Here is a 23,909-nt window from a genome sequence, read left to right as displayed (position 1 = left end):
AATTTAGAATAAATTGATAACTGCATTTAGTAGTAACACCATGACTAATCCACATAATCCGACTATGGATTGTACGATTGTAATAGTCTTAAAGGTTTCTCCCATGGACATCCCGAAAGATTCTTTCACTAACCAAAATCCACCATGGTTAACATAATTAAAGAATAAAGAGCCTGATCCAATGGCAATCGTCAGCAACTCGACATTGATAGAGGAGTCGGCTTGAATTAATGGAAATAAATTTTTATAAAAATAAAGTTAAAGTTTATTACTTGAATTTAGTTAAAATCGGAGTAAGATAAAAGGTGAATAATTACACTTTGGATTAGGGACTTAAAGAAGGAGTGAGTTTAAAGTTAGGTGAATCATTGCTATACTATGCCGCTTTGATTTCAAGTATTGGATCTCCCGCATTGTTATAAGTTCGGTAACTTGTCACTCGTGTTGATTCGCTATCTTAAGACTTGGTGCTATGTGTTACATGTCACTTTAGCATGTAGGATATAGCTCAACATAATGACGTATCTATAATGCGAATAAAGTAGTTTTATATCTTGCCAATAGCGTAATTTTAATACGAGGAGTGTTTATTATGCGGAAAATAAATAAAATGTTATCTTCCACAGCAATCGTATCTGCATTGGTATTAGGGACGTCTACAGTATATCTAACGGCTAATGGACCTGAGATTCAAGCGAAGGCAAGTAAAGAAGCAACATGGGGTTATGGAACAAGTGGTGTGTCAGCTAAAGCAGAACTCCCATGGTATAAATATGAAGGTTATACGTCATATGATGCAGATTTCACACAAGATTATAACTTTGTTAGAGCTTTAAAATATGACAACGTAACTATTAATGGTTATAAAGTAGATACAGATGCAAAGGCTGAATTTGATCATTCTAAAAAACTTTATGATACAACGGTTGAATTTAATAGCGATGATGAAGTAGTTCAAATTACATTCTTTACGAAACCAGATGCTGTATCTAAAGCAACATTCAAAGATGCACACAGCTCAAATGAAATTGTAGATGAAGGAAAATTAGGTAATGGCGACGGTACATTTGTTAAATATGGAACAAATGACGGCTCATATACAGCATTCTTTGACCAAAATGATAAGTTAATGGAAATTACAATTGGACAATAAATTGAATTAAATATTAGGCTATATTGATTTGATAGGAGTAGCGAACCTCTATTGTAATTATTATAATAGGGGTTCTTTGTCATATAATGTATATCTTAAATCATTGTCTTATAATTTTTAGAGAATTATAATATATATAATAGAACGATTTTGTATATAAATTGTATAAAAAAGGGGATAGTTATGAAACGAATTACTATTATGGTGTTAGTCGGATTGATAACGTTAGTTATGAAGGCACAAAGTGTGGATGCCAGCGAAAGTAAATCAATAAAAGATTTAGAAACAACTTATGATACGACTATAGGTGTTTATGGGATAAATACGCAAGATGGTAAACAAATTGAGCATCATGCGGATGAACGATTTGCTTTTGCATCGACTTACAAGGCTATTGCAAGTGGCATATTATTGAATCAACTTTCACCACAAGATTTGAATCAAAAGGTAACAATTAAAAAATCAGATATTGTTACATACTCACCGGTTACAGAAAAATATATTGGTAAGACGATGACGCTTAGACAGCTCATTGAAGCGTCGATGTTGAAAAGTGATAACACTGCAAATAATAAAGTAATTCAAGCAATAGGTGGCGTGAATGCATTTAAATCAGAATTACGTCAGCTAGGTGATTGTGTATCAGAACCACAAAGGTTAGAGCCGGATTTGAATAATTATGATCCTAAGAAAATTGCTGATACGACAACACCGCGTGCTGCAGCTACGACACTTAATTACATTTTAACGCATTCTAATATGCATAAGGGCAATTTACAGTTCTTAAAAGAGCTAATGATTGAAAATGAAACAGGAGATAGCTTAATCAAAGCAGGTGCTACTAAAGATGATATCGTTGGTGATAAGAGCGGACAAGGTATTACTTATGCAACGCGTAATGACTTAGCATTTATTTATCCAAAGGGGCAATCAAAACCAATTATATTAGCGATTTATACCAAGCAAAGTGATAAAAATGCGAAACCTAACGATGAAGTTATAGCAAAGACAGCTGAAATTGCGATTAAGTATTTGAAGCATTAAATTATTGTGAATCGTTCTTTAGTATAGATGGATTGAAGATGTGAGTATACTTCAATTCATCTCAATTTTAGAATATAGAATGAAAGCAAATTGGAATGAGATTAAGGAAGTGCGATATGGAAATTAAGCAGATGAAATACTTTGTTGAGGTAGTGAAACATGGTGGAATGACGCAAGCATCAGAACATTTATTTATTGCGCAGTCTACGATTAGTAAAAATATTAAGAGCTTGGAAAGTGAATTTAATATACAATTATTTGATCGAACGAAAAAGCATATTGTCTTAACAGATGTGGGAGCCATTTTTTATGAAAAATGCATAGAGGCCTTGGCGGTCATAGACGATTTGTCTTTACAAATGGGGGATGTTACCAATCTTGAACGCGGTCATATTCGAATTGGTATATCCGCTATTATGAATGTCAGATTATTTACAGAGAGTTTAAACAAATTCCATCAACAATTTCCAAATGTGACTTATGAGGTCATTGAAGGTGGGGGAAAGGCAGTTGAATTCTATTTAAATAATGATGATATTGATGTTGGTATTACAACCTTACCTGTAGATAATGATATTTATCATGCTGTACCTTTATATAAAGAGAAACTGTTGCTCGTTGTTGATAAACAATCCCCCTTTGCTACAGAAACTGTCGTGCATTTGGGTGATTTAAAACGAGAAAGCTTTATTATGTTCCACGATGATTATTATTTGAAAGATCAAATAATAGAAAGCTGTCGAAAGGTTGGCTTTCATCCCAAAACGGTAGCTAAAATGTCTCAAATTACCTTTATTGAAAATATGATACGTGATGGCATAGGAGTAAGTATTTTACCAGAAAGTATAGTTAATGTACTAAGTAATGAAGTGGTTGGTATTGAGTTGGATGAGGCTGACGTTGCATGGAATTTAGGTATTGTATGGAAAAAAGATAGTTATATGAACTATGTTACAAATGAGTGGATTAAGTTTATTTCAAATATTCAATAAACCATTAAAGGTAACAATGTGCTTAACAAGGTATAAACATACTAGATGAGTCACTACTCTTTTACTGGAAAATGTAATGATGAATGGATTGTTTTGTACAAGTAGGTAGAGATAGCACAAGGTAACAAATGAATATGACACGTATAGAATGAGAAAAAGCGTGCCATTTTGCCTTAAGTATTCCTTTTAGGAATGGTTTGTATTCCAACTATGTATTTTAATCATGGTTCAACAGGTTATATAATAAGGGTGTAGAGGGTTGTGAGTAATGATAATTTATTCACGATGATTCATCAATAAGTCAGTTTCAAACTATTCAAAAGTTGATACACCTAAGTATTACGATGACTTATGTTAATTAGTCAGAACTCATAACTTAATTATGCTATGTTAAGCATCGCATATTCGAAGGTATGATTTATAAAAATGTAAGCGTAATCATTAGTATGGTGCTAAGTGAATGAGATTACGTGAGTCGAAGTATTTTGAGCCGTTACGTTCGATTGTTGTATCGTACCTTTGTTTTAATGTGTTGTTGTTAAGACATTAGTATTTAGCGATTCGTTGAAATAATGAAACTATTCTGACCCTCTAGATAACTATCTCTCTCAAGTAAAACGCCTAAAGTTACATCTGTCCAATGTACTTTAGGCGTTTTATTATTTGTATATGAATGTTACATATTATTTTGAAGTTCTGGATGTAAGTCATAGGATGCTTCTGTGTCTTCGCCGTTAATAATTTTGTTTAGTATTGCAACGATTTGTTCTGCGATTTGTGATGTTGGTACCCCAATTGCGTTTACTGGATAATCTAATTTTTTTATTTGTGGAATGTTATCATATGAGTAAATAATAGGTTGTTGTGTTTCATCTAAAGCATTAATAGTGCCCACTGTTATATCATAACTACCACAAATTACGCCTGACGCTAAGCTGTTTGTCTGTAGAAATTTCTTGATAGAAGTTTCTGTTTCAATGGAATTTAATCCTTTGGAATTGATAAGGCGATAGTCAATATTGTGCGCAGTGCAATATGTTTCAATGGCACGCTTTTTGGTGATTTGACGCACATCATTGGTGTCCGTATCACCGATATAATCAATGGATTCAATGCCCTTTTCTTGTAATGCTTGAATAGCCATAATCATTGCTTCTGCATGATTGACATTAATAATTGGGTAAGGTGTATTTCTATCTGCACCATATGCGACGACTGAAATATTATGATAAATCTCAGGTGGTAGATTAGTATGTTCGCCTTCATCAAAGATAACGATACCATCGCATCCAAATTCAACAAACTTTTTGGACGCAGTAGAGACATCATCTATAGATACAAACATTGCATAACCATAAGATTTGATAGCGTGATTAATTTCAGAAATGAGGTGCGTTACAGCTATTCTGTCAACAGAAGGCCATATTAAACCAATTGTGCCACTCTTTTTTGAGACTAACGATCTGGCAGATTGGTTGGCTATGTAATTCATTTCTAGTGCTTTTTGTTGTATCATTTGCTTTGTTTTTGGCTTTACCAAATGTGAATTTTTCAATGCTTTACTTACTGTAGAATAACTGACGCCACAGGCTTCGGCGACATCTTTTAAAGTTACAGCCATAGAACGTCTCCTTGAAAGTATTTGATTTAAGATAGAATTAATTATAACATAGAGGTAAGCGTTACAATATTTTTTTGAACAAAAATAACAACGTTGTTATTTTTAAGTAAAGGATAAATTTCTCTGATAAGGGGCTGTAATTATGAATTCCGTCGAAATTTTAAAGGCAATAAATAAAGGTAAGCACATCGCTGTTATGCGAACGAATGAACCCAATACATTTATAGAAATCGCACAGACAATTATCGATAATGGATTAACGATTATAGAGGTCACATTAACAACGCCTCAAGCATTAAATATTATTAGTAAGTTATCTGAAAGAGATGATGCATTGATAGGTGCTGGAACAGTCCTTGATAGTGTGTCGGCTCGAAATGCCATATTAAATGGTGCCAAATTTATAGTCAGTCCTTCATTTGATGTGGAAACTGCAAAAGTAGCAAACCTTTACGATGTCCCTTATATTCCAGGCTGTATGACAGTGAAGGAAATGGTAGAGTCTTTAAAGTATGGCTGTAAATTATTGAAACTATTCCCGGCAACGCAATTCTCACCAAAGTCAATTAATGATTTTAAAGGGCCGTTACCACAAATAGAAATTGTACCAACTGGAGGTATCGGCAAAGCCAATCATAAAGCGTGGTTAAATGCTGGTAGCTTTGCTGTAGGCATTGGTAGTGAAATAACGAAAGTATATCAAGAGCAAGGTAGAGCAGCACTAGAACAATATATTGTTGATTTGAAAAGTGAGGTGTAATGAATGACTATCTATGGTTTAGGAGAGGTCATGTTACGGTATACGCCACCCGATTATAGTTTACTGAAAAATGCACATACATTTGATGTGCAAGTTGGAGGTGCTGAATTAAACACACTCATATCATTGTCAAGCTTTGGTCATCCTACCGAAATGATTACAGTGTTGCCTGAGCATGAATTAGCAAAAATCCCATTACAGAAAATGGCACAGTCAAAGATTGGAACCCGAAATATTAAATATCGTGAAGGGCGCTTAGGTACTTATTACTTAGAAGAAAGTTTTGGTTTTCGCAGTAGCAAGGTTATTTACGATAGGCAACATTCAACATTTGCAGAATTTGAAGCAACATTGTTTGATATAGAACAAATGCAAGCTGGAGATTACTTTGTGATAACAGGTATTACTTTAGCAGTGAATTCAATGTTACGTAATAATATTATTACATTGTTAACGCAGATCAAAGCACGTGGTGCACACATTGTATTTGATATTAATTATCGAAGTAATCTTTGGGATAAAGAAGTGGCAAAGGCAACTGTTGAATCGATACTCCCATTAGTTGATGTGTTGCTCTTTGGCAAGATGGATGCTACGCATTTATTAAGTTTAAATTCAGAAATTGATAGTATGGAAACTTGCGCGCGAACAATTCAGGATCACTATCATATTCCAATGCTCGCCTCTAGTAATAGAGATATTGTGGCCAGTACTCTACAAGGGGTTATATTGCAAGGGGATACGTTTATAACAGGGGAGATATATCCTTACCAAGTATTAAATCGTATTGGTGCAGGTGATGCATTTATGTCAGGTATCATACACGGATTAATTGAGCAATATCCGATAGAAGATACACTGGGTTTTGCTACAAAATGCGCCGTATTACAGCACACGACTAAGGAAGATGCATTGTCATGCCAAGTGGATGAAGTGCTCAATTTAGCACAATATGCAGGTTCGTTGAAACGTTAGTTAGAACTATTAAAAATTTTTAACAGTATTTGTAAGCGGATACAGATAATTTTGTAACTGTAATCCTTATTATAAAGGTGACTTATTACAAATAGTTTGTAATGTACGATACAGAAAAGAGGTTAAAGTATGACATTAATTCATGACAATTTTTTATTGAACAACAAGACAGCGATTAAACTTTATCAGAAAGTAAAAGATTTACCAATTTATGACTTTCATTGCCATTTAGATCCTAAAGAAATATATGAAAATAATAAATATGAAACAATTACACAATTATGGTTATCTGGAGATCACTATAAATGGCGCTTAATGCGTGCATTTGGTATTGATGAAGCCTATATCACAGGTGACGCAGATGATTTTGAAAAATTCCAAGCATTTATGGAGATGTTACCGTATGCTGCTATGAATCCGATGTATCACTGGTGTGCATTAGAACTCAACCGATACTTTAATGAGGACACTGATTTAGATAAGGTGAATATTAAAAAATTATATAAGACTTTAAATAAAAAATTAGCTAAATCAACACACACGCCTCAATCATTAATTAAAGCAAGTCAAGTTTCTGTGGTGTGTACAACAGATGATCCATGTGATGATTTAAAATATCATAAATTATTAAGTCAAGATGACACTGTAACCTTTAAAGTATGTCCTACATTTAGACCAGATAGTTATGTGCTGTTAAATGAGCAATCGTTCGAAGAGAAAGTAGAAAAACTAGATGCAGTTACTGATGGGACAATCACTGATTTGAATTCATATATTAATGCCTTGAAAGCACGTGTATATTATTTTGATCGCCAAGGAGCTAAAAGTTCGGATCAAAGCTTTGAAAAGGTGCCATTAATGACAGCAACAACTGAGGAAGCACAAGCCATTTATAACCAGTTAGCAGCAGGTCATACTGTTTCTGAAACAGAACAATACGAATTAGCAGGATATATTTTAACTGAAATTAGTAAAGTTTATCGTTCTCTCGGATGGGTCGTACAATTCCACTTAGGTCCAATCAGAAATAATAATACGAAAATGCTAAACATTGCAGGCACAGATAGTGGATTTGATAGTGTGGGTAACCAGCTCAATGCAAAGACATTAAATGCAATGTTGAATCACTTAGAATTAAATGATGCATTATCTGATACGATTATTTATCCGAATAACGGTAATGATCATTTAATGGTACAAGCGACTGCAGGTAACTTTAGTAACAGTGCGCATAAAGTACAACTTGGAGCAGCATGGTGGTTTAATGATACAAAAGAAGGTATGGAACGTCACCTAGTAGACTACGCAACTGTTGGCTTATTATCTAAATTTGTCGGTATGTTAACAGACTCTAGAAGTATGATTTCATATACAAGACATGAATACTTTAGAAGAATTCTTTGTAACTTTATTGGTGAAAAGATAGAACGTGGTGAAATTGCATTATCTAATACAACGATTGAACAAATGTTAAAGGATATTTGTTATAACAATGCAGTTAAATTATTCAAAATAGAAGGAATTAAGGAGGTATAATGATGAAACTTTCATTTCGTTGGTATGGACAAGATGACCCTGTCACGTTGGATAATATTAGACAAATTCCCAATATGAAACATATCGTTTCAGCAATATATGATGTACCTGTTGGTGAAATTTGGGAGAAAGAACGTATTCAAAAATTAAAAGAAACCATTGAAGCTGCAGGTTTGAAATTTGAAGTGGTTGAGAGTTTACCAGTGAGTGAAGATATCAAGTTAGGTACTGCAAAACGCGATGCGTTAATTGAAAATTATAAGACATCACTTAAAAATTTAGCTGACTGTGGTATTAAGACAGTTACTTATAATTTTATGCCAGTATTTGATTGGACGAGATCACAACTAGACTATCAACTTGAAGATGGTTCGAATACACTGATATATGATCACAAGCAAATTAAGGATATTGATCCGTTAACGACCGATTTAAACTTACCTGGTTGGGATGAAAGTTATACACGTGACGAAATGAATAAACTCATTTTGAAATATCGTGAAATGTCAGAGGATCAATTATGGGATAATCTGCAATATTTCTTAGATGCTGTGCTTCCAACGGCTATAGAGCATGATGTAAACCTAGCTATTCATCCAGACGATCCACCTTGGTCTATTTTTGGTATACCTCGAATTATTAAAAATAAGGACAGTTACTTAAGATTAACTAAAATCAATCCAGCTTCAAATAACGGCATTTGTTTCTGTACAGGTTCGTTAGGTTCCTTAGCTGAAAATAATTTACCCGAGCTGATTAAAGAATTTGGCAAACATATCCATTTTGTACATATGCGTAATGTGAAAAGATTAGATGCGCAGTCATTTGTCGAAACGGGTCATTTGTCTGAAACAGGTTCTGTAGATATGAAGGCTGTAACACAAGCGTTGTTGGCTATTAACTATAAGGGAACAATCCGCCCTGATCATGGTCGTATGATATGGGGTGAAACTGGTAAGGCAGGTTATGGTCTGTTTGATAGAGCGCTTGGTGCAACATATATTAATGGTTTAATCGAAGGGGTGAGTGATTAATGGATGCTCAATTTAAAGGTGTAAATGTCATTATTACAGGTGCCACTGGTGTGATTGGCAGTACCTTTGTAAAAGGATTGGTTGCCAAAGGTGCGAATGTCGGTATATTAGGTCGCTCAGAAGAAAAAATTACTGCATTGCAGAATGAATTAGGTGAAGCTAAAGCACAAACAGTGGATTTAGTAGCCGATGTATTAGATAAAGTAGAATTAGAACGAGCAAAACAAAGATTTAATGAAACATTTGGTACGATTGATATTCTGATTAATGGTGCAGGTGGCAATCATCCGAACGCAACTACCAGTGATGAATTTTATGATGCTCAAGGAACTAACACATTCTTTGATTTAACAGAATCCGGTGTTGATGCAGTATTTAAATTGAATTATGTTGGAACTTTTCTGCCATCACAAGTGTTTGCGCAAGATATTGTTACCTCAAAGCAAGGTTCGATTATTAATATTTCATCTATGAATGCTTTTACACCACTGACAAAGATTCCAGCATATAGTGGTGCTAAGGCAGCAGTGAGTAATTTCACTGAATGGTTAAGCACTTATTTCTCAGGTAAGGTTCGAGTTAATGCGATTGCTCCTGGGTTCTTTGAAACCAATCAAAACAAAGGGCTATTGAGGAATGCCGATGGTTCCTATTCTGATAGAGCAAACAAAATATTATCTCAAACACCAATGAATCGATTTGGTGAACCAGAAGAAATTCTAGGTACATTATATTGGTTGATGGATTATAACGCGAGTAGCTTTGTGACAGGAATCGTCGTACCTGTTGATGGAGGATTTAATTCGTATTCTGGCGTTTAATCCACAGTATTTGTACAGTATAATTGCAGTAAGTTAAAGTTTGAAACATTAAAAACCCACGATAAAGTCTGTTAAAGCACATGTACCAATAAATATTGGATTGTAGTCCAATGGTTATAGTACATACTTAACAATGTCTTAGTCGTGGGTTTTATTACTGGCTCTAATTATGATGTTTCAACTGTTATTAACATCGTTCAAATGTGTCTATGACATAGGCATTCATCACACTTTTTCGACGATTTAATTATTTTTCATAATAGGAATCCACATTTCTCCGTATACTAGATCCTCATTATTTCCTTTGATAACAGCAGTGTTTGGTCCGCCTACATAGGAAATATCAGAATTTGAAGGTAACACTTCTCCAAAAGCGCGCCCAGTTAGTAAATCACTGAGTTTCTTTTCACTTTGAGCTTCTCCTTCAACGACTAGATACTCACTTGACGGAAATTCAATTTGACGCGTTGCTTCAGGAAGTGTCTCATTAGTCATTACGCCAACATAGTACATCATTTTACTATTTACTGCCTCATTAACGATAAAAAGATAATCATTTGTAGCTATAGATTTTAATTTATCTATATTACCTTTGTTAACCATATCATTCCAAAAGGCAGTCTTTTCATTATTAATACCAGCATAATCTGTATAATCACTTTTTAATTCTGTTCCAACACCTAACACGGTAAAATTTTCTTTTGTTTCTATTGAATAGTTTGTCATCATAAGTTCCTCTTTTAATATAAGTCATACCCATTTATCTTTTGCTAAATTTATATTAGCATTTAATCATGTCAAAAAATGACTATGTTTAGGAGGTAACATGAAAAAAGTTGAACGTATAAATACAATGATGCGTTATATGAATAATAGATCATTTTTCACAATTACTGAAATAATGAAGGAATTCGACATTTCAAGGTCGACTGCCTTTCGCGATATAAAGGAAATAGAAAGTATGGGTATGCCACTCATATCAGAAGTAGGGCGAAGCGGTGGGTTCATCGTAATGAATAATTCAATGTTGCCACCTATTCAATTTACAGATGATGAGGTAAAAGCATTATTTATTGCTTTTATGGCATCACGCAACCAACAATTGCCATTTTTGGAAAGTAGACAATCAATAGCGGAAAAATTATTAGGTTTGATACCTGAGCATCAACAAGAAGTGCTCGTTTCATTAAATGATTTTCTTATTTTTGAGGGAACCAATGTACAAAATCCTGACTTATTGGAGTTATCGGATATTGCACATCCATTATTAGAGCAGCTGATACAAATATATTTATATAGTCAATTTATAAATATTACGGTAATTAGTAATGGAGCAGAACAAAGTTATCCAGTATTTGTTCTACATTTATATAGAGAAAAGCATTTATGGATGGTAGAGGGATTTGACTTAAACAGTAAAGTGTTAATGGTATTTACGCTTGATAAAGTCACACATGTAGAAGCTTTTCAACCTTCAGCAAAATGGACGAAACCAAAAATATTAAAAATGATTGCACGCGCGCAACCAGAAACGAATGTTGAAATCATATTAGGTCCTGATGGCATTGCACAATATCAAAAATATCAACCAATTAAGGTGTCAATTGCTTATATGGATCCCTTTCAAACAACAGGCGTCTTAAAAATGTCAGTCAATCTTCAAGATGATAAGACCTTAGATGAATTGGTAAACTGGATTTTATTTTTAGGACAAGATATAACCATAGTGGATTTGCCTGAACAAATAGCAAAAAAATTACGAAATAGAAGTCAATTGTATAATTAATATTATATAAATTGAACAACTGAACTATTTTCTTTAGACTGAAATTATCAACTTCAATTAAATATTTTATTATTTTATTGAAAATAAAAATTATTTAATACATAATGTAAGGGATTGGTTAAGATAGATAGAGAAAATAGGTGAATTAGCGTGAGAGAATTCTTTCAATATTACAAACCTTATAAAGGATTGTTTTTCTTAGATTTTAGTTCTGCAATTTTTGTAGGATTATTAGAATTAATTTTTCCATTAATAACAAGTGTTTATATAGATAAATTATTACCAACAAATCATTGGAATTTAATTGTTTTGTTCGGATTGTTATTATTATTTGTTTTTGCAGTTGAAGCAGTACTCAAATTTATCGTCACATATTGGGGGCATAAATTAGGAACCAATATTGAACGTGATATGCGTAATGATTTATATGGGCATATTCAAAAATTGAATTTCAAATACTTTGATAATCAAAAGTCAGGCAAGTTAATTGGTAGATTAACTAATGATTTGATGGATATTGGTGAGGCGGCACATCATGGACCCGAGGATGTCTTTTTATCAATAATGACACTTATAGGTGCCTTTGTCATCATGCTAACTATTGATGTGAAATTAGCATTGATAACATTCTGTGTGGTGCCGATTGTCTTTGTGTTAGCTATTTTCTTTAGCCAAAAAATGTCACGCGCTTTTAAAAAATTATTCGCTAATGTATCTCGATTTAATGAGTTGATAGCTGATAATGTAGGTGGTATTCGTTTGGTTCAAGCATTTACTAATGAACGTTACGAGAATGATAAATTCCGTAATATTAATGATAACTTTAGAGCGACTAAGTTAAAGGCTTATAACTATATGTCTTGGAACATTACGATTAGTCATATTGCACAAAAAATCACCTTGATTGTTGTATTAATTGTCGGTAGTTACTTTGTGTTACATGGAGACTTATCTTATGGTGGTATCGTTGCATTTATTATGATTACAAATGTACTATTTAAGCCACTCGAACAAATCAATATGATTATTGAACTCTTTCCTAAGGCTATTGCTGGATTTAAGAATTTTAGAGAAATATTATTAGTTGATCCTGAAATTAAGGATGAACCAAATGCGGTACAAATGCCCAAGGCGCTTCGAGAGATTGAATATCAAGATGTGACCTTTGGTTATGGAGAAGATAAGATTCTAAATGGACTAAATTTAAAGGTACAACATGGTGAGAAAATTGCACTCGTTGGACCTAGTGGTAGCGGTAAGACCACTATTAGTGCACTATTGCCAAGATTTTATGAGGTGGATAGTGGGGCTATCATGATTGATGGTGAAAATATAAAAAATATACAACTGCGTTCACTTCGTTCAGAAATTGGTGTTGTACAACAAGACGTCTTTTTATTTTCCGGCACATTACGAGAAAATATTATATACGGTAATTTAGATACAAGTGAAGAATTGTTGTTTAAAGCAATTAGACAGGCACAACTAGAAGAATTTGTAATGAGTTTACCTGAAGGATTAAGTACGATGGTAGGAGAAAGAGGTACGAAATTATCCGGTGGACAGAAGCAACGTATCGCGATTGCACGTATGTTCTTAAAGGACCCTTCAATCATTATATTAGATGAAGCCACTAGCGCACTTGATATTGAGACTGAAAACAAAATTCAAGCTGCCTTTAAAAAATTGTCTGAAAATCGTACATCACTCATCATTGCACACCGTTTATCAACAATTAAAGATGTAGATCGCATTGTCTTTGTAAAAGATGGGCAAATATTAGAAGAAGGTAGTCATGAGGTATTGATGCAACATGATGGTCCTTATAAACAACTTTATTTATCCCAATTTCATGAGATAGATACCTTTTAAATTTAAAACGCAATATATTGAAGTAACTAAACAAGTGTTTGTCTCGTTACGCTGTTTACGTATTGGCTACGCAAACGTGACGAATAGGCGACTAATCATACGGAAAAAATCCCCTCACTACAGCCATAGTGAGGGGATTGGTGCATAAAATGCAGATATCTTTGTCAATTGCATTATAACACCATAGCAGGTAGGAATGCAAAAAGACCACTTTCAAAAAATCTTTACGAGAAACACGAATATTTATTTAATGTTGAAATATGAATGATAGAACATACATGAAATTAATCAACTTTATTTTTGTAAGTTTAGATTGGATTAAATATTTAAATGATATTTTTTAACCTTATCCAACTCATAGTGAGTAGATGTGCTTACACTTTCCCAAATAATATAAAAATGAAGTCGCCTTAACTTCCGGCGATATATTCGACGGAAGGAGGTGAAACCAGTGGAACTACTTTTTGTTTGTATAATTGCACCTGTTGTGTCAGGGTGCATAATTACGATTTTTACGTTTTGGCTAAACAATCGTAATAAATAATAAGGCGACATAGCCCACCAAAAAGAACCCTCAACCTATTCCAGTAGGTTGAGGGTTCGGTGTTCCAATGGAACTACTTTTTGTTGAACATATTATAACATCATAGTGGGCAGGAATGCAAAATGGACTTTTTAAAATTAACATGAAAGCGGAACAATCTGTAGTTACTAAGAAGTGTTTTAAATATGAAACGATAACTACAAATTCTAGAATAATTAAGCAGAGAGGTTCATATTTTTAAAACGTTGGAATACAAAGAAAAGTAATCATTAGTGCATCAGTATTTGAACATATACTGATGGTATAATAATAGTGTCGCCTATCTCTCAGGCGTCAATTGACGTAGAGAGGAGGTGCTAATCTATGCTAGAAATCCTTGTTCAGATCACGATTGCAGTCATCAGTGGTTGTATTATCGCGCTATTTACGCATTGGCTACGCAAGCGTGATGACAAATAGGCGACTAGTCACACCGAAAAAATCCCCTCACTACTCGCAATAGTGAGGGGATTGGTGTATCTATGCTAGTTCCTTGTTAAATGAATTATAACATTATAGTCGGTAGGAATGCAAAATTATAATTTAATACCTTTCTTAGATAATTCTTTTTGATAACGTTTAATATGACCTTTTACTATAGAGTTAGTAATTGAGAATATACCTTTAGATATTCCTATATCTCTATATATTAGCACAATGTTAAATACTACTAATATAACTGTAGTAATAATACTAGGTAAGTCAATTTTATTGTTATTTTTATATAAAGAAAGTAGAAAAAACAAAAGATTTACAGAAGGTAAGCAGAAAAAGCTTATAAAAACTAATACGTTATAGATTGTACTTAATTTATAAGAAACTTCATTTTTAAAAGTGTTATTCATCTCGAGTATTTTTGATTTTATTTGCTTATTATCTCTATTTAAACTAGCTGTCTCTATCGATAATAAATTTGATGTTTTTGTAGAATGGTTCTTCTCGTAATCAACATCCATGTGCTATCTATTTGAATTTATAGTCAATAAATACTTGTTCTCAACATGTATCTTAATCATTAAAGAAATTAACCCAATTAAAAATATAACTATTGTTGAAGTAGTTAAAGTATTATTTACCGTTGACTCATTATTAGTAGATGAGGATACAGTTATATAAATTGTAAAAAGTATTATTAAAACTAATAAATTTGTGAAAAAAAGAATAAGTGTACTGAAAAATATTTTAACTTTTTTAATAGTCATATCTTCACTTTTGGTAAATTTAAGAACAGCCTTTGATGTAGCTACAAGTCCACCGATAATAGTAACCAAAGTAGCAAGTAATGGTAAGGAACTAGTGAAAATTTCTGTGTATTTCATATTAGCTTATTCTATATATTATACCAAAAATATAAAACGTTTATATATGGTATTATCACACTAGTTTTTAATTATTCTATACACAGTAGAACGACTTACCCCTGTTTGTTTAGCAATTTCTTCACCCGTAAGTTTTTGTTCATCATATAGAAACTTAATTTCTCTTTTCTTATGATCAGGTAATGAAGGCCTTCCACCTTTTCGGCCTCTTGCTCTTGCTGCTTCTAAACCTTTCTTTGTACGTTCACTTAATAAGTTAGCTTCAAGTTCTGCAAATGCACTCATCATTGTAAAGAACATCTTTCCCATCGCATCTTTGGTTGATACATTCATATCTATAATATGTAAATTAATACTGTTATCATCTAACCATTGAGATAACTCAATTAACTGTTTTGTTGTACGCCCAAGACGATCTAATTTATAAATAACTAAAATATCGCCTTCACGTAAATAATCTAAGCATTTATCAAGTTCCGTTCGTTTCGTTTTGCGACCACTCGCTTTCTCGCTAAAGATACGTTCACAACCATATTCCTCAAGTGTATCAATCTGTCCATCAAGACTTTGATCTTGCGTTGATACACGTGCATAACCAATTTTAGCCATTTGAATACCACCTCTTTTAATCGTTTTATGAGTACTTACTAATGAAATCTAGTTCTCGATGCAAATAAACGCGGCTCTCATCGTCTGAAAACTCATATTTTTTGATATTGATGATACATTGATTATAATACAAGCTTAGAAACTGAAATATGAAAGAAAAACCTCTTAATTTATAGTTAAGAGGTTTTGTGTCAAAAACGAAAATTAATTAACATTTCCATAATAAATTTGTTCATCTTGCTTTTCATTTATAATTTTAATCGTATTTTTCTTTATCATTATTTTTCCATAAAATTATACGTTTATAATCATTGTTTAAAATAACGTTGGAATTTCCATCAAAATTTGTGATCTCTTTTAATTTTTTCTTTTCAATGTAATCTTGTGTATGGCTATCTTCTTTTCCAGTACTTTCTTGTTTACTGCTGTTTTCTTCTTTTTAGTATTTTCTTCTGTATTGTTACATCCTACTAAAAATACTGATAATAATATTAAAACATGAGCTTTTTTTAACACTTTCTTTTCCTCTTTTCTTGTATTTTTATTAAAACCTTATAATGAAAAAATCAAATGAGTTTTTAAACTCTGTGAGAATCTCTCATTTACATTGAGAATTATTAGATTAAGATAAACCATTATCATGCTTAATTCTATAAACTGTCTGTCTTGTAATATCTACTTCTTTCGCAATTTTACTAATAGAAATTCCTTGTTCTAACATTTCTATAACTCGGTAATAGACCAAACGTTTTTGAGGATCTTTTGCATTTGGTGAATAAAGTACAGGTCTGCCTTTATAGATACCTTTTTCTTTAGCCACTTTAATACCCTGTGCCTGCCTACGCTTACTTTCATTTCTTTCTTGTTCTGAAATCATTGCTAAAATTTGAATGATTAAATCTTTCATGAACTTATCTAATAATGGATTTCCAATTGCTTCATTCATCATAGGCAAGCTTGTAATCATCAATTGGACTTCTTTTTCTTTTAAATAGTTAACAGTTTGAATAATCTCATCATAATTCCTGCCTAGACGATCAATAGACTCTACAATTAAACGATCTCCCATACGTACAAAACTTAGCGTTTCTTGAAAAGTAGGTCTATTTTCTATAGACTTACCTGATTGTTTTTCAGTAAATATTTTTTCAGCACCAAAGAACTGAAGATTTTCAATTTGTCTGTCTAAATTTTGATCAATAGTTGAAACTCTTGCATAACCAACAATCATTTTTACCCTCCTATTTTTCATACACCCTAATCACACAAATAGAAATAGCATTTTACAAGGGATTTTTATAGTTCGTTTTGGGTAGACTTTAAACATACAAAAACACACTTGCTTAATTAATTGAGAAATTCTGTTTTATAAACGAAATTTTCAGAAGTATTTCCTCATTGACTAATCACCATTAAACTATTAAACTATTTAGTTGAATAGTTGAATAGTTGAATAGTTTAATGGTGATTTAAGGAGGTTTAGAAGTGAAAAGTTCTACAGAAAAATTTAATGAATTGATAAATAATGAATCAAAACTGAGAAGTTTTTATAAAAAAGTTTTAACGATTGTAAGTATTTCACAGATTTTTGGGGGGGCGGGACTTGCTGCAGGTATTACAGTTGGTGCCTTAATTGCTAAAGATATACTTGGTACAGATGCATATTCGGGCGTACCATCCTTTTTATTTACTTTAGGATCTGCTGGGGCAGCAATGATGGTAGGTATATTCTCTCAAAAATTTGGAAGACGTATAGGTCTATCTATTGGATTTGCCCTTGGTGGTGTAGGTGCAATTGGAGTTGTTATTGCAACTATGTTTAGTAATATTTGGTTATTATTATTTTCATTGCTTATATACGGCTCTGGTACTGCTACAAATCTTCAAGCGAGGTATGCAGGTACAGATTTGGCAAAACCTCATCAAAAAGGAAAGGCTATAAGTATTACAATGGTCATGACTACATTTGGTGCTGTTATAGGGCCTAATACATCTGAAGTAATGGGAACTATAGCTGATGGTTTAAACTTACCGTCCTTAAGTGGCCCATTTATTTTAGCGGCAGTAGCCTATATACTGGCAGGAGTAGTATTGTTTATTATGCTTAGACCCGATCCTTATTTAGTGGCAAAACATATTCGTACATTGGATACTAACAAACAAGAAATTGATAGTACACTTAATAATAAGAGCGGTGTGATTTTTGGTGGTTTTATTATGGTGTTAACCCAAATTGTTATGCTTGCTATTATGACAATGACCCCTGTTCATATGCAACACAATGGTCACACACTAAATGCTATTGGTATTGTTATAGGATTACATATAGGTTTTATGTATCTTCCCTCTTTAATTACAGGTGTATTAGTTGATAAAATTGGCGCTAAATCTATGAGTGTTGCCTCTGCCTTAACTTTACTTTTAGCAGGAGTAGTATCTGCTTTTTCACCCGAAAATTCAGTGTTTTGGATTGCTAGTGGTTTATCTCTTTTAGGAATAGGTTGGAATTTTGGACTTATTAGTGGTACTGCAATTATAGTTCAATCTACAAGCTTAGATATTCGTGCTAAAGTACAAGGGCAAATAGATGTATTTATAGCATTATCAGGCGCCGCGGGTGGCGCTTTATCAGGTATAGTCATGGCACAAAGTAATTATATGACTCTAGCAATCATTGGAGGGATTTTATCCTTATTAATTCTTCCATTTTTACGTTTTAATGGAAATAAATAAAACGAATCAATTTGGCAAAATATATTTGCCTTTTGTACTTGAAAATTGTTATTTTATTTATTGAATGGTGGTGTAATATGATGTTACAAGATAGAAAGTTTAAAGACTTAATGTTCAATGAATTTTCAAACATAGGAAAATGTTTATCAAGCCCTAAGCGTATCGAGATTTTAGATTTACTTATTAGTGGCCCTAAAAGTGTTGAGAAATTAGCACATATAACACAGATGTCTGTAGCTAATGTATCAAAACACTTACAGACTTTATCAATGGCTAATTTAGTTATATATACAAAAGAAAAAAACTATGTATATTACCAATTGGCTAGTAATAAAATTATCGATTTCTTAGCAGCGTTTTATCAAATCTCTGAAAATCAACGTAGTAATATCAAGAATATAAAAGAAAAATTTATTAATGATGAACCACTCCAAGTCTTAGGGTTGGATGAATTAAAAGCAAAAGTTGATATAGGTGAAATATTATTATTAGATGTACGACCTACTGAAGAATATGAAAGTGGCCACTTCCCGGGAGCTATTTCTATACCTTTAGAAGATTTACAAGAAAAATTGAGTGATCTTCCACAGAATGTTCAAATAGCAGCTTATTGTAGAGGAAATTTATGTTTAACTTCTCTAGAAGCAGTAGAAATACTAAATAAAAAAGGTTATAAAGCGTTTAAGTTAGAAGACAATGTTTTGGATTGGAAAAAAATAAAATAAATCAAAAGATTATTTTCGATATAAAAGGGACTTTTATATGCTCTATACTAAACAGGACTGATATAAAAATCAGTCCTGTTTTTTGATACCAAAAAAGCGCAAAAATCTCTATAATTTAAATGTCCTATCAAATAAACTAGAAGAAATTGAATACAAAGGAGAAAGATTTAAGTGCTATTATGCGTAAGTTACATATATGCCTGATTATTGTGAAAGTTGTGGTGTATCTAATTCAACCGTTTCACGTGTGATTAATCATGCTGCACAAGATATCAAACATTTGCCATTCAGCACATTACCGAAACATATACTAATGGATGAATTTAAAAGTGTTAAACAAGTAGACAGCGCTATGAGTTTTATTTTTTGTGATGCGACTTCGCATAAAATTATAGATGGTGGCGTTATTGGAAATATTATTACAGGTAAAGTAAAAGAAAAGTACCTAACAAAATCACTTTTACTTGTTTTATTTTTATTAATAATCGTTTTATTAATGTTTGTAAGTGCATTGAAATTTACTGTTACAGCCTTCTTAATATGTTTACTATTTGGTATTGGTACCTTTGGCACCTTACCTTTATTAAATAGTAAGATTATTTTAACCGCAAAAGAAGCTCCTTTATTATCAGGCACAGTAGCTGCTGCTGTTTTTAATTTAGCTAATTTCTTAGGAGCTATTTTAAGTACAATACTTTTATCTTTTAATTCATCTTATCCATATATCACAATTATCTCTGTAATAATAATCCTTATGGGAGTATTATTAACAATCATTATTATTAAGTATGAAAACAAGTATTATTTTCAATAATACTTGTTTTCATACTTTATTACATAAATTATGTTGGCTTTTTTAATGAAATTAACGTTATCAGAAAAAGTATAATAATTATTCCTATAAATTGCCATTTATAAAAGGTTACATTTAATAGTAGAAAGCTAGAAATAATTGCTACAATTGGCTCAACTGTTCCAAATAACGTAGTTTCTTTAGAACTTAAATATTCCAAACTTTTTATAAAAAACCAAAATGCTAAAGCTGTACCTGCAAAAATGCTAAACAGTAAGGCCATGATAGTTATTACAGATAAATCGTCAGGTTTAATTCCCCATATTGGATGGATAAAGTTCATTATTAATCCTGAAATAATCATTGACCATCCCACTATAAGCAAAGAATTAAAATTAATAAGTAACCTATTGACGTAAATAGTGTAAAAAGCTAATGATAATCCTGAAATAATCCCCCATATTAAACTAGGAGAAGGCACCATTAATACTTGAAAAGATCCATTAGTTAATAATAAAAACATACCTATTAAAGTTAGAAAAATTGTTATAAAGTCAAATAAACTTAATTTAATTTTATCACGAAGAGAAAAACACAAAATAACATAAATAGGTGCTATGTATTGCAACATTGTTGCTACAGAAGCATTACCATAATTAATTGAAGCCATAAAAGAATATTGAACTAACAACATACCTAATATACTAAAGATTATTAAAGGAATAATAGTTGATATAGATTTCCAAATTTTAAAAATATCTGTCTGATTATACAAAATTTTATGTATAATCAGTAAAAAAGAGCCACTAATAAGTAGTCTTGATGTCATAAACCAATTTATTTGAATGTTTTTAATAGAGAAAAGGTAATCAGATATAGTACCCCCTAGTCCCCATAAAGACGCTCCTAAAACAGCTAAAAAAATACCTAAATTTCGATTTTGTGATTTATACAAATTATCACCTCTTTAAAAATAAGAATTTAAAAGATACCTTTTAAATTCTTATTTTTATGATAATGTATAAATACTATTAATTAAATGTTGAATAATAACCACTGTACCGGTACAAAACTATAAATAACATGAAAGAAGCGTATTAGAATGAAATATAAAAGTGTTGAAAAATACATAATTGAATTGATACACAACGGCAGTTTAAATTCAGGTGAAAAAATCCAATCTATAAGAAGATTATCTGAAGAGTTTAATTGTAGTAGAAGTACTATAATAAGAGCTTATAAAGAATTAGAAGATAAACATTATATTTATTCAATTGCAAAAAGTGGCTATTATGTCGTTGAACATCAGGATAATCAAGATTCTAATAAAGAAAATTTTGATTTTCTATCAGCAGTTCCAGATACAGAATTAATACCTTATAAAGACTTTCAACATTGTATGAATACTGCCATAAGATCCTATAAAAAAGAGCTTTTTGCATACTATAATATAGAAGGGCTTTATAGTTTAAAAGAGCAATTAAAAAAATATCTTCAGGATTTTCAAATTTTCACAAATACACAAAATATACATATTACAACAGGAGCTCAACAAGCTATAAATATACTATTAAATATGGAATTCCCTAATGATAGAAAAAACATACTTGTTGAACAACCTACTTACCATGGAGCAATGGAAATTGTTAAAAATAATAAAAATAAGGTATTTGGGATAGATGTAACTAAAAAAATAGACTTGTTTTTATTAGAGGAAATATTTAAAAATCATGATATCAAAATATTTTATCTAATGACAAGATTTCAAAATCCTACAGGACATAGTTACAGCGAACACGAAAAAAAATATATAGTCTCTCTTTTGAACAAATATGATGTTTATTTAATAGAAGATGATTATTTAGGAGATTTAGATTTTAATAATAAATCCCATACATTTTATTATTATGATAATTCAAATAGAGTAATATATGTAAAAAGCTTCTCTAAAATATATATGCCGGGTTTAAGAATAGGTTGTGCAGTTATGCCTAAATCTTTAGGAGAAAAATTTAAAAATTTAAAATTCACACATGACTTTAATAGTCCTATCCTTTCTCAAGGCGCTTTAGAAATTTACATGAAAAATGGTATGTTTTCGAAACATTTAAAGAAGTTAAAACTACTATATCAGAAAAAAATAAAAATTTTACTTTTTTATTGCAATAAATATTTAGGGAGGAATATAAGATATAGCGTTCCTAATAATGGTTTTTTCATTACTATTTATCTTCCAGTAAGTGTAGATTCAACCCAAATTACAAATACTTTAAATGCTAATAATGTGCATGTTAAGGATTGCAAAGATATGTATTTAAATTTTAATAATCAATATAATTCCATAAGACTTTGTGCATCTTCTATTAAAATTGATAAAATAGAAAAAGGTATAAAGTTAATAGCTCAAACAGTTGAAAATATGAAAATAAACTAAAGTAATAAATTATATATGTTCAATAATAAAAAGGATTCTTTTCGAAAAAGAATCCTTTTTATTATTGATTTAAAATACTTCATATATAAGAAAAATCGAAATTACAGAACCGAAACATTCCTTTTTTAAAATTTTTAGATTTACATCATTCCCTTTTAGTGTTATATTTTAGAAAAGTTGATAGAATATTTCAACAAATTAAATATTGGAGGTTTTTTTATGTTTAAACCATATGGGATGATTCCTGCATTACCAACGCCTTTTAAAGAAAATGGCGAAATTAATTTTGAGGGCTTAGAAAGTAATATTGAACATGTTATTGATGGTGGAGTACATTGTTTATTGTCATTAGGTAGCGCAGGAGAATATTCCTTAATGACATTAGAAGAACGAAAACAAATTATTAAGTTTGTAGCGGAAAAGAATAATAAACGCAAACCATTAATGGTGGGGACGTCATGTCATCCAACTGAGGACACTATTAAATTATCCCAATATGCGGAAGAATGTGGAGCTGATTGCGTATTAGTACTACCACCTTATTATATGCAAACAGATGAGAAAGGTATTAAAAATTATTATGAAGAAATTACTAAAAATTTAAATATTGGCGTAGTTATATATCATTATCCAGAAGGTACTAACGTAGAACTTTCTCCCGAATTTATTAAAGAATTAAGTGAAATACCAGGAATTGTTGGTATTAAAAATACAATTGATCAAATGCATACAAATAAATTAGTTAATTTAACAAAAGATAACCCCGATTTTTCAGTATTAACAGGATTTGAACAATTGATTTTACCTACACTTTCAATAGGAGGAAAAGGGGCCGTCGGTTTGGCTATGAATATTGTTCCTAAACAGTACGTAAAAATGCACGATAATTTTGTAAGCGCTAACAATAAAGTTGCTTCTGAATATAATCATATTTTAACGCAACTTATAGATTTACTTGAAGAAGAGCCACCGCCTGCGGCAGTCAAAGTAGGATTAGATTTCATTAATTTATACGGCGGTACACCAAGAAAACCATTATTACCTGCTACTGAAAACTTAAAAGAAAGAGTAAAAAATAAAATCATTGAAGTTCAAAGTTTTGAAATAACACAATAATTA

24 protein-coding genes and 2 pseudogenes are annotated in these 23,909 nt (G+C 31.6%); 18 read left to right on the top strand and 8 right to left on the bottom strand.

The features are described 5' to 3' along the window. Nucleotides 1-3: 3 nt before the first annotated feature. Entirely contained in the window at nucleotides 4-228 is a 225-nt protein-coding gene (locus ACF91D_RS08290; protein ID WP_259335672.1) for a GntT/GntP/DsdX family permease, read from the bottom strand. Between the two features lie 364 nt (nucleotides 229-592). Between ACF91D_RS08290 and isaB the strand changes: the two genes are divergently transcribed. The 3 genes from isaB to cidR all read left to right on the top strand — a co-directional run bounded on the left by isaB (nucleotide 593) and on the right by cidR (nucleotide 3,189). Beyond that, nucleotides 593-1,153 (top strand): immunodominant staphylococcal antigen IsaB family protein, encoded by a 561-nt coding sequence (gene isaB, locus ACF91D_RS08285; protein WP_107527089.1) that lies wholly within the window; start codon nucleotides 593-595, stop codon nucleotides 1,151-1,153. A 183-nt stretch (nucleotides 1,154-1,336) separates the two neighbouring features. After that, nucleotides 1,337-2,197 (top strand): class A beta-lactamase, encoded by an 861-nt coding sequence (gene bla, locus ACF91D_RS08280; protein ID WP_107527090.1) that lies wholly within the window; start codon nucleotides 1,337-1,339, stop codon nucleotides 2,195-2,197. 116 nt (nucleotides 2,198-2,313) lie between these two features. Continuing rightward, complete coding sequence (gene cidR, locus ACF91D_RS08275) at nucleotides 2,314-3,189, top strand: cidABC operon transcriptional activator CidR (RefSeq protein WP_107527091.1); 876 nt, start codon at nucleotides 2,314-2,316, stop codon at nucleotides 3,187-3,189. A gap of 676 nt (nucleotides 3,190-3,865) precedes the next feature. Here the strand turns inward: cidR and ACF91D_RS08270 are convergent. Then, entirely contained in the window at nucleotides 3,866-4,810 is a 945-nt protein-coding gene (locus ACF91D_RS08270; RefSeq protein ID WP_107527092.1) for a LacI family DNA-binding transcriptional regulator, read from the bottom strand. Between the two features lie 142 nt (nucleotides 4,811-4,952). Between ACF91D_RS08270 and eda the strand changes: the two genes are divergently transcribed. From eda to ACF91D_RS08245, 5 genes are all read left to right on the top strand, one after another. Next, the gene (gene eda, locus ACF91D_RS08265) at nucleotides 4,953-5,570 is read left to right on the top strand and encodes a bifunctional 4-hydroxy-2-oxoglutarate aldolase/2-dehydro-3-deoxy-phosphogluconate aldolase (protein WP_042737998.1); all 618 of its coding nucleotides are present in this window, start codon (nucleotides 4,953-4,955) and stop codon (nucleotides 5,568-5,570) included. A gap of 3 nt (nucleotides 5,571-5,573) precedes the next feature. After that, nucleotides 5,574-6,545: a sugar kinase gene (locus ACF91D_RS08260; protein ID WP_107527093.1), complete on the top strand. Its 972-nt coding sequence runs from the start codon at nucleotides 5,574-5,576 to the stop codon at nucleotides 6,543-6,545. Nucleotides 6,546-6,674: 129 nt separating this feature from the next. Then, entirely contained in the window at nucleotides 6,675-8,081 is a 1,407-nt protein-coding gene (gene uxaC / locus ACF91D_RS08255; protein WP_107527094.1) for a glucuronate isomerase, read from the top strand. A gap of 2 nt (nucleotides 8,082-8,083) precedes the next feature. Then, nucleotides 8,084-9,115 carry a mannonate dehydratase gene (locus ACF91D_RS08250; protein WP_107527095.1) on the top strand — a complete coding sequence of 344 codons (1,032 nt, stop codon included), beginning with the start codon at nucleotides 8,084-8,086 and terminating at the stop codon, nucleotides 9,113-9,115. Continuing rightward, complete coding sequence (locus ACF91D_RS08245; protein WP_107527096.1) at nucleotides 9,115-9,936, top strand: SDR family oxidoreductase; 822 nt, start codon at nucleotides 9,115-9,117, stop codon at nucleotides 9,934-9,936. The genes ACF91D_RS08250 and ACF91D_RS08245 overlap by 1 nt, the downstream gene beginning before the upstream one ends. Nucleotides 9,937-10,179: 243 nt before the next feature. On the opposite strand, the gene ACF91D_RS08240 is transcribed toward ACF91D_RS08245, so the two are convergent. Further along, the gene (locus ACF91D_RS08240) at nucleotides 10,180-10,662 is read right to left on the bottom strand and encodes a GyrI-like domain-containing protein (protein WP_107527097.1); all 483 of its coding nucleotides are present in this window, start codon (nucleotides 10,660-10,662) and stop codon (nucleotides 10,180-10,182) included. 100 nt (nucleotides 10,663-10,762) lie between these two features. On the opposite strand from ACF91D_RS08240, the gene ACF91D_RS08235 reads away from it, so the two are divergent. The 5 genes and pseudogenes from ACF91D_RS08235 to ACF91D_RS08215 all read left to right on the top strand — a co-directional run bounded on the left by ACF91D_RS08235 (nucleotide 10,763) and on the right by ACF91D_RS08215 (nucleotide 14,597). Then, nucleotides 10,763-11,722 carry a helix-turn-helix transcriptional regulator gene (locus ACF91D_RS08235; RefSeq protein WP_107527098.1) on the top strand — a complete coding sequence of 320 codons (960 nt, stop codon included), beginning with the start codon at nucleotides 10,763-10,765 and terminating at the stop codon, nucleotides 11,720-11,722. A gap of 150 nt (nucleotides 11,723-11,872) precedes the next feature. Further along, a complete protein-coding gene (locus ACF91D_RS08230) occupies nucleotides 11,873-13,594 on the top strand; it encodes an ABC transporter ATP-binding protein (protein WP_107527099.1) in 1,722 nt (573 codons plus the stop codon). Between the two features lie 39 nt (nucleotides 13,595-13,633). After that, nucleotides 13,634-13,681 (top strand): annotated as a pseudogene (locus tag ACF91D_RS08225) (type I toxin-antitoxin system Fst family toxin); the annotation flags it as partial. 355 nt (nucleotides 13,682-14,036) lie between these two features. Beyond that, entirely contained in the window at nucleotides 14,037-14,138 is a 102-nt protein-coding gene (locus ACF91D_RS08220; RefSeq protein WP_332299599.1) for a type I toxin-antitoxin system Fst family toxin, read from the top strand. 363 nt (nucleotides 14,139-14,501) lie between these two features. Then, nucleotides 14,502-14,597: a type I toxin-antitoxin system Fst family toxin gene (locus ACF91D_RS08215; RefSeq protein WP_107510030.1), complete on the top strand. Its 96-nt coding sequence runs from the start codon at nucleotides 14,502-14,504 to the stop codon at nucleotides 14,595-14,597. A gap of 116 nt (nucleotides 14,598-14,713) precedes the next feature. Here the strand turns inward: ACF91D_RS08215 and ACF91D_RS08210 are convergent, their stop codons facing one another. The 4 genes from ACF91D_RS08210 to ACF91D_RS08195 form a co-directional block, all read right to left on the bottom strand. Beyond that, the gene (locus tag ACF91D_RS08210) at nucleotides 14,714-15,133 is read right to left on the bottom strand and encodes a hypothetical protein (protein WP_107527101.1); all 420 of its coding nucleotides are present in this window, start codon (nucleotides 15,131-15,133) and stop codon (nucleotides 14,714-14,716) included. Between the two features lie 423 nt (nucleotides 15,134-15,556). Next, the gene (locus tag ACF91D_RS08205; RefSeq protein WP_119624614.1) at nucleotides 15,557-16,105 is read right to left on the bottom strand and encodes a recombinase family protein; all 549 of its coding nucleotides are present in this window, start codon (nucleotides 16,103-16,105) and stop codon (nucleotides 15,557-15,559) included. A gap of 357 nt (nucleotides 16,106-16,462) precedes the next feature. Continuing rightward, complete coding sequence (locus ACF91D_RS08200; protein WP_182475621.1) at nucleotides 16,463-16,621, bottom strand: hypothetical protein; 159 nt, start codon at nucleotides 16,619-16,621, stop codon at nucleotides 16,463-16,465. A gap of 106 nt (nucleotides 16,622-16,727) precedes the next feature. Next, nucleotides 16,728-17,336, bottom strand: a complete 609-nt coding sequence (locus tag ACF91D_RS08195) for a recombinase family protein (protein ID WP_119624511.1) — start codon at nucleotides 17,334-17,336, stop codon at nucleotides 16,728-16,730. 254 nt (nucleotides 17,337-17,590) lie between these two features. On the opposite strand from ACF91D_RS08195, the gene ACF91D_RS08190 reads away from it, so the two are divergent. From ACF91D_RS08190 to ACF91D_RS32450, 3 genes and pseudogenes are all read left to right on the top strand, one after another. After that, nucleotides 17,591-18,838 (top strand): MFS transporter, encoded by a 1,248-nt coding sequence (locus tag ACF91D_RS08190; RefSeq protein ID WP_392436835.1) that lies wholly within the window; start codon nucleotides 17,591-17,593, stop codon nucleotides 18,836-18,838. Nucleotides 18,839-18,915: 77 nt separating this feature from the next. After that, nucleotides 18,916-19,563, top strand: coding sequence for an ArsR/SmtB family transcription factor (locus tag ACF91D_RS08185; RefSeq protein WP_338133712.1), 648 nt, complete (start codon nucleotides 18,916-18,918; stop codon nucleotides 19,561-19,563). A gap of 211 nt (nucleotides 19,564-19,774) precedes the next feature. Then, nucleotides 19,775-19,960: pseudogene (locus ACF91D_RS32450) on the top strand (ISL3 family transposase); the annotation flags it as partial. Between the two features lie 445 nt (nucleotides 19,961-20,405). Here the strand turns inward: ACF91D_RS32450 and ACF91D_RS08175 are convergent. After that, entirely contained in the window at nucleotides 20,406-21,311 is a 906-nt protein-coding gene (locus tag ACF91D_RS08175; protein WP_119624514.1) for a DMT family transporter, read from the bottom strand. Nucleotides 21,312-21,458: 147 nt separating this feature from the next. Between ACF91D_RS08175 and ACF91D_RS08170 the strand changes: the two genes are divergently transcribed. Together ACF91D_RS08170 and ACF91D_RS08165 are read left to right on the top strand one after the other, a co-directional pair. Beyond that, nucleotides 21,459-22,790 carry an aminotransferase-like domain-containing protein gene (locus ACF91D_RS08170; protein WP_119624515.1) on the top strand — a complete coding sequence of 444 codons (1,332 nt, stop codon included), beginning with the start codon at nucleotides 21,459-21,461 and terminating at the stop codon, nucleotides 22,788-22,790. 219 nt (nucleotides 22,791-23,009) lie between these two features. Continuing rightward, entirely contained in the window at nucleotides 23,010-23,906 is an 897-nt protein-coding gene (locus ACF91D_RS08165; protein WP_119624516.1) for a dihydrodipicolinate synthase family protein, read from the top strand. The last annotated feature ends 3 nt before the right edge of the window (nucleotides 23,907-23,909 follow it).

The organism is Staphylococcus sp. 231237_7MaSpsaltlick (genome assembly GCF_043107035.1).
The sequence above is the reverse complement of the archived record's forward strand: the minus strand, read 5'-3'. Positions and strand labels throughout refer to the sequence as shown.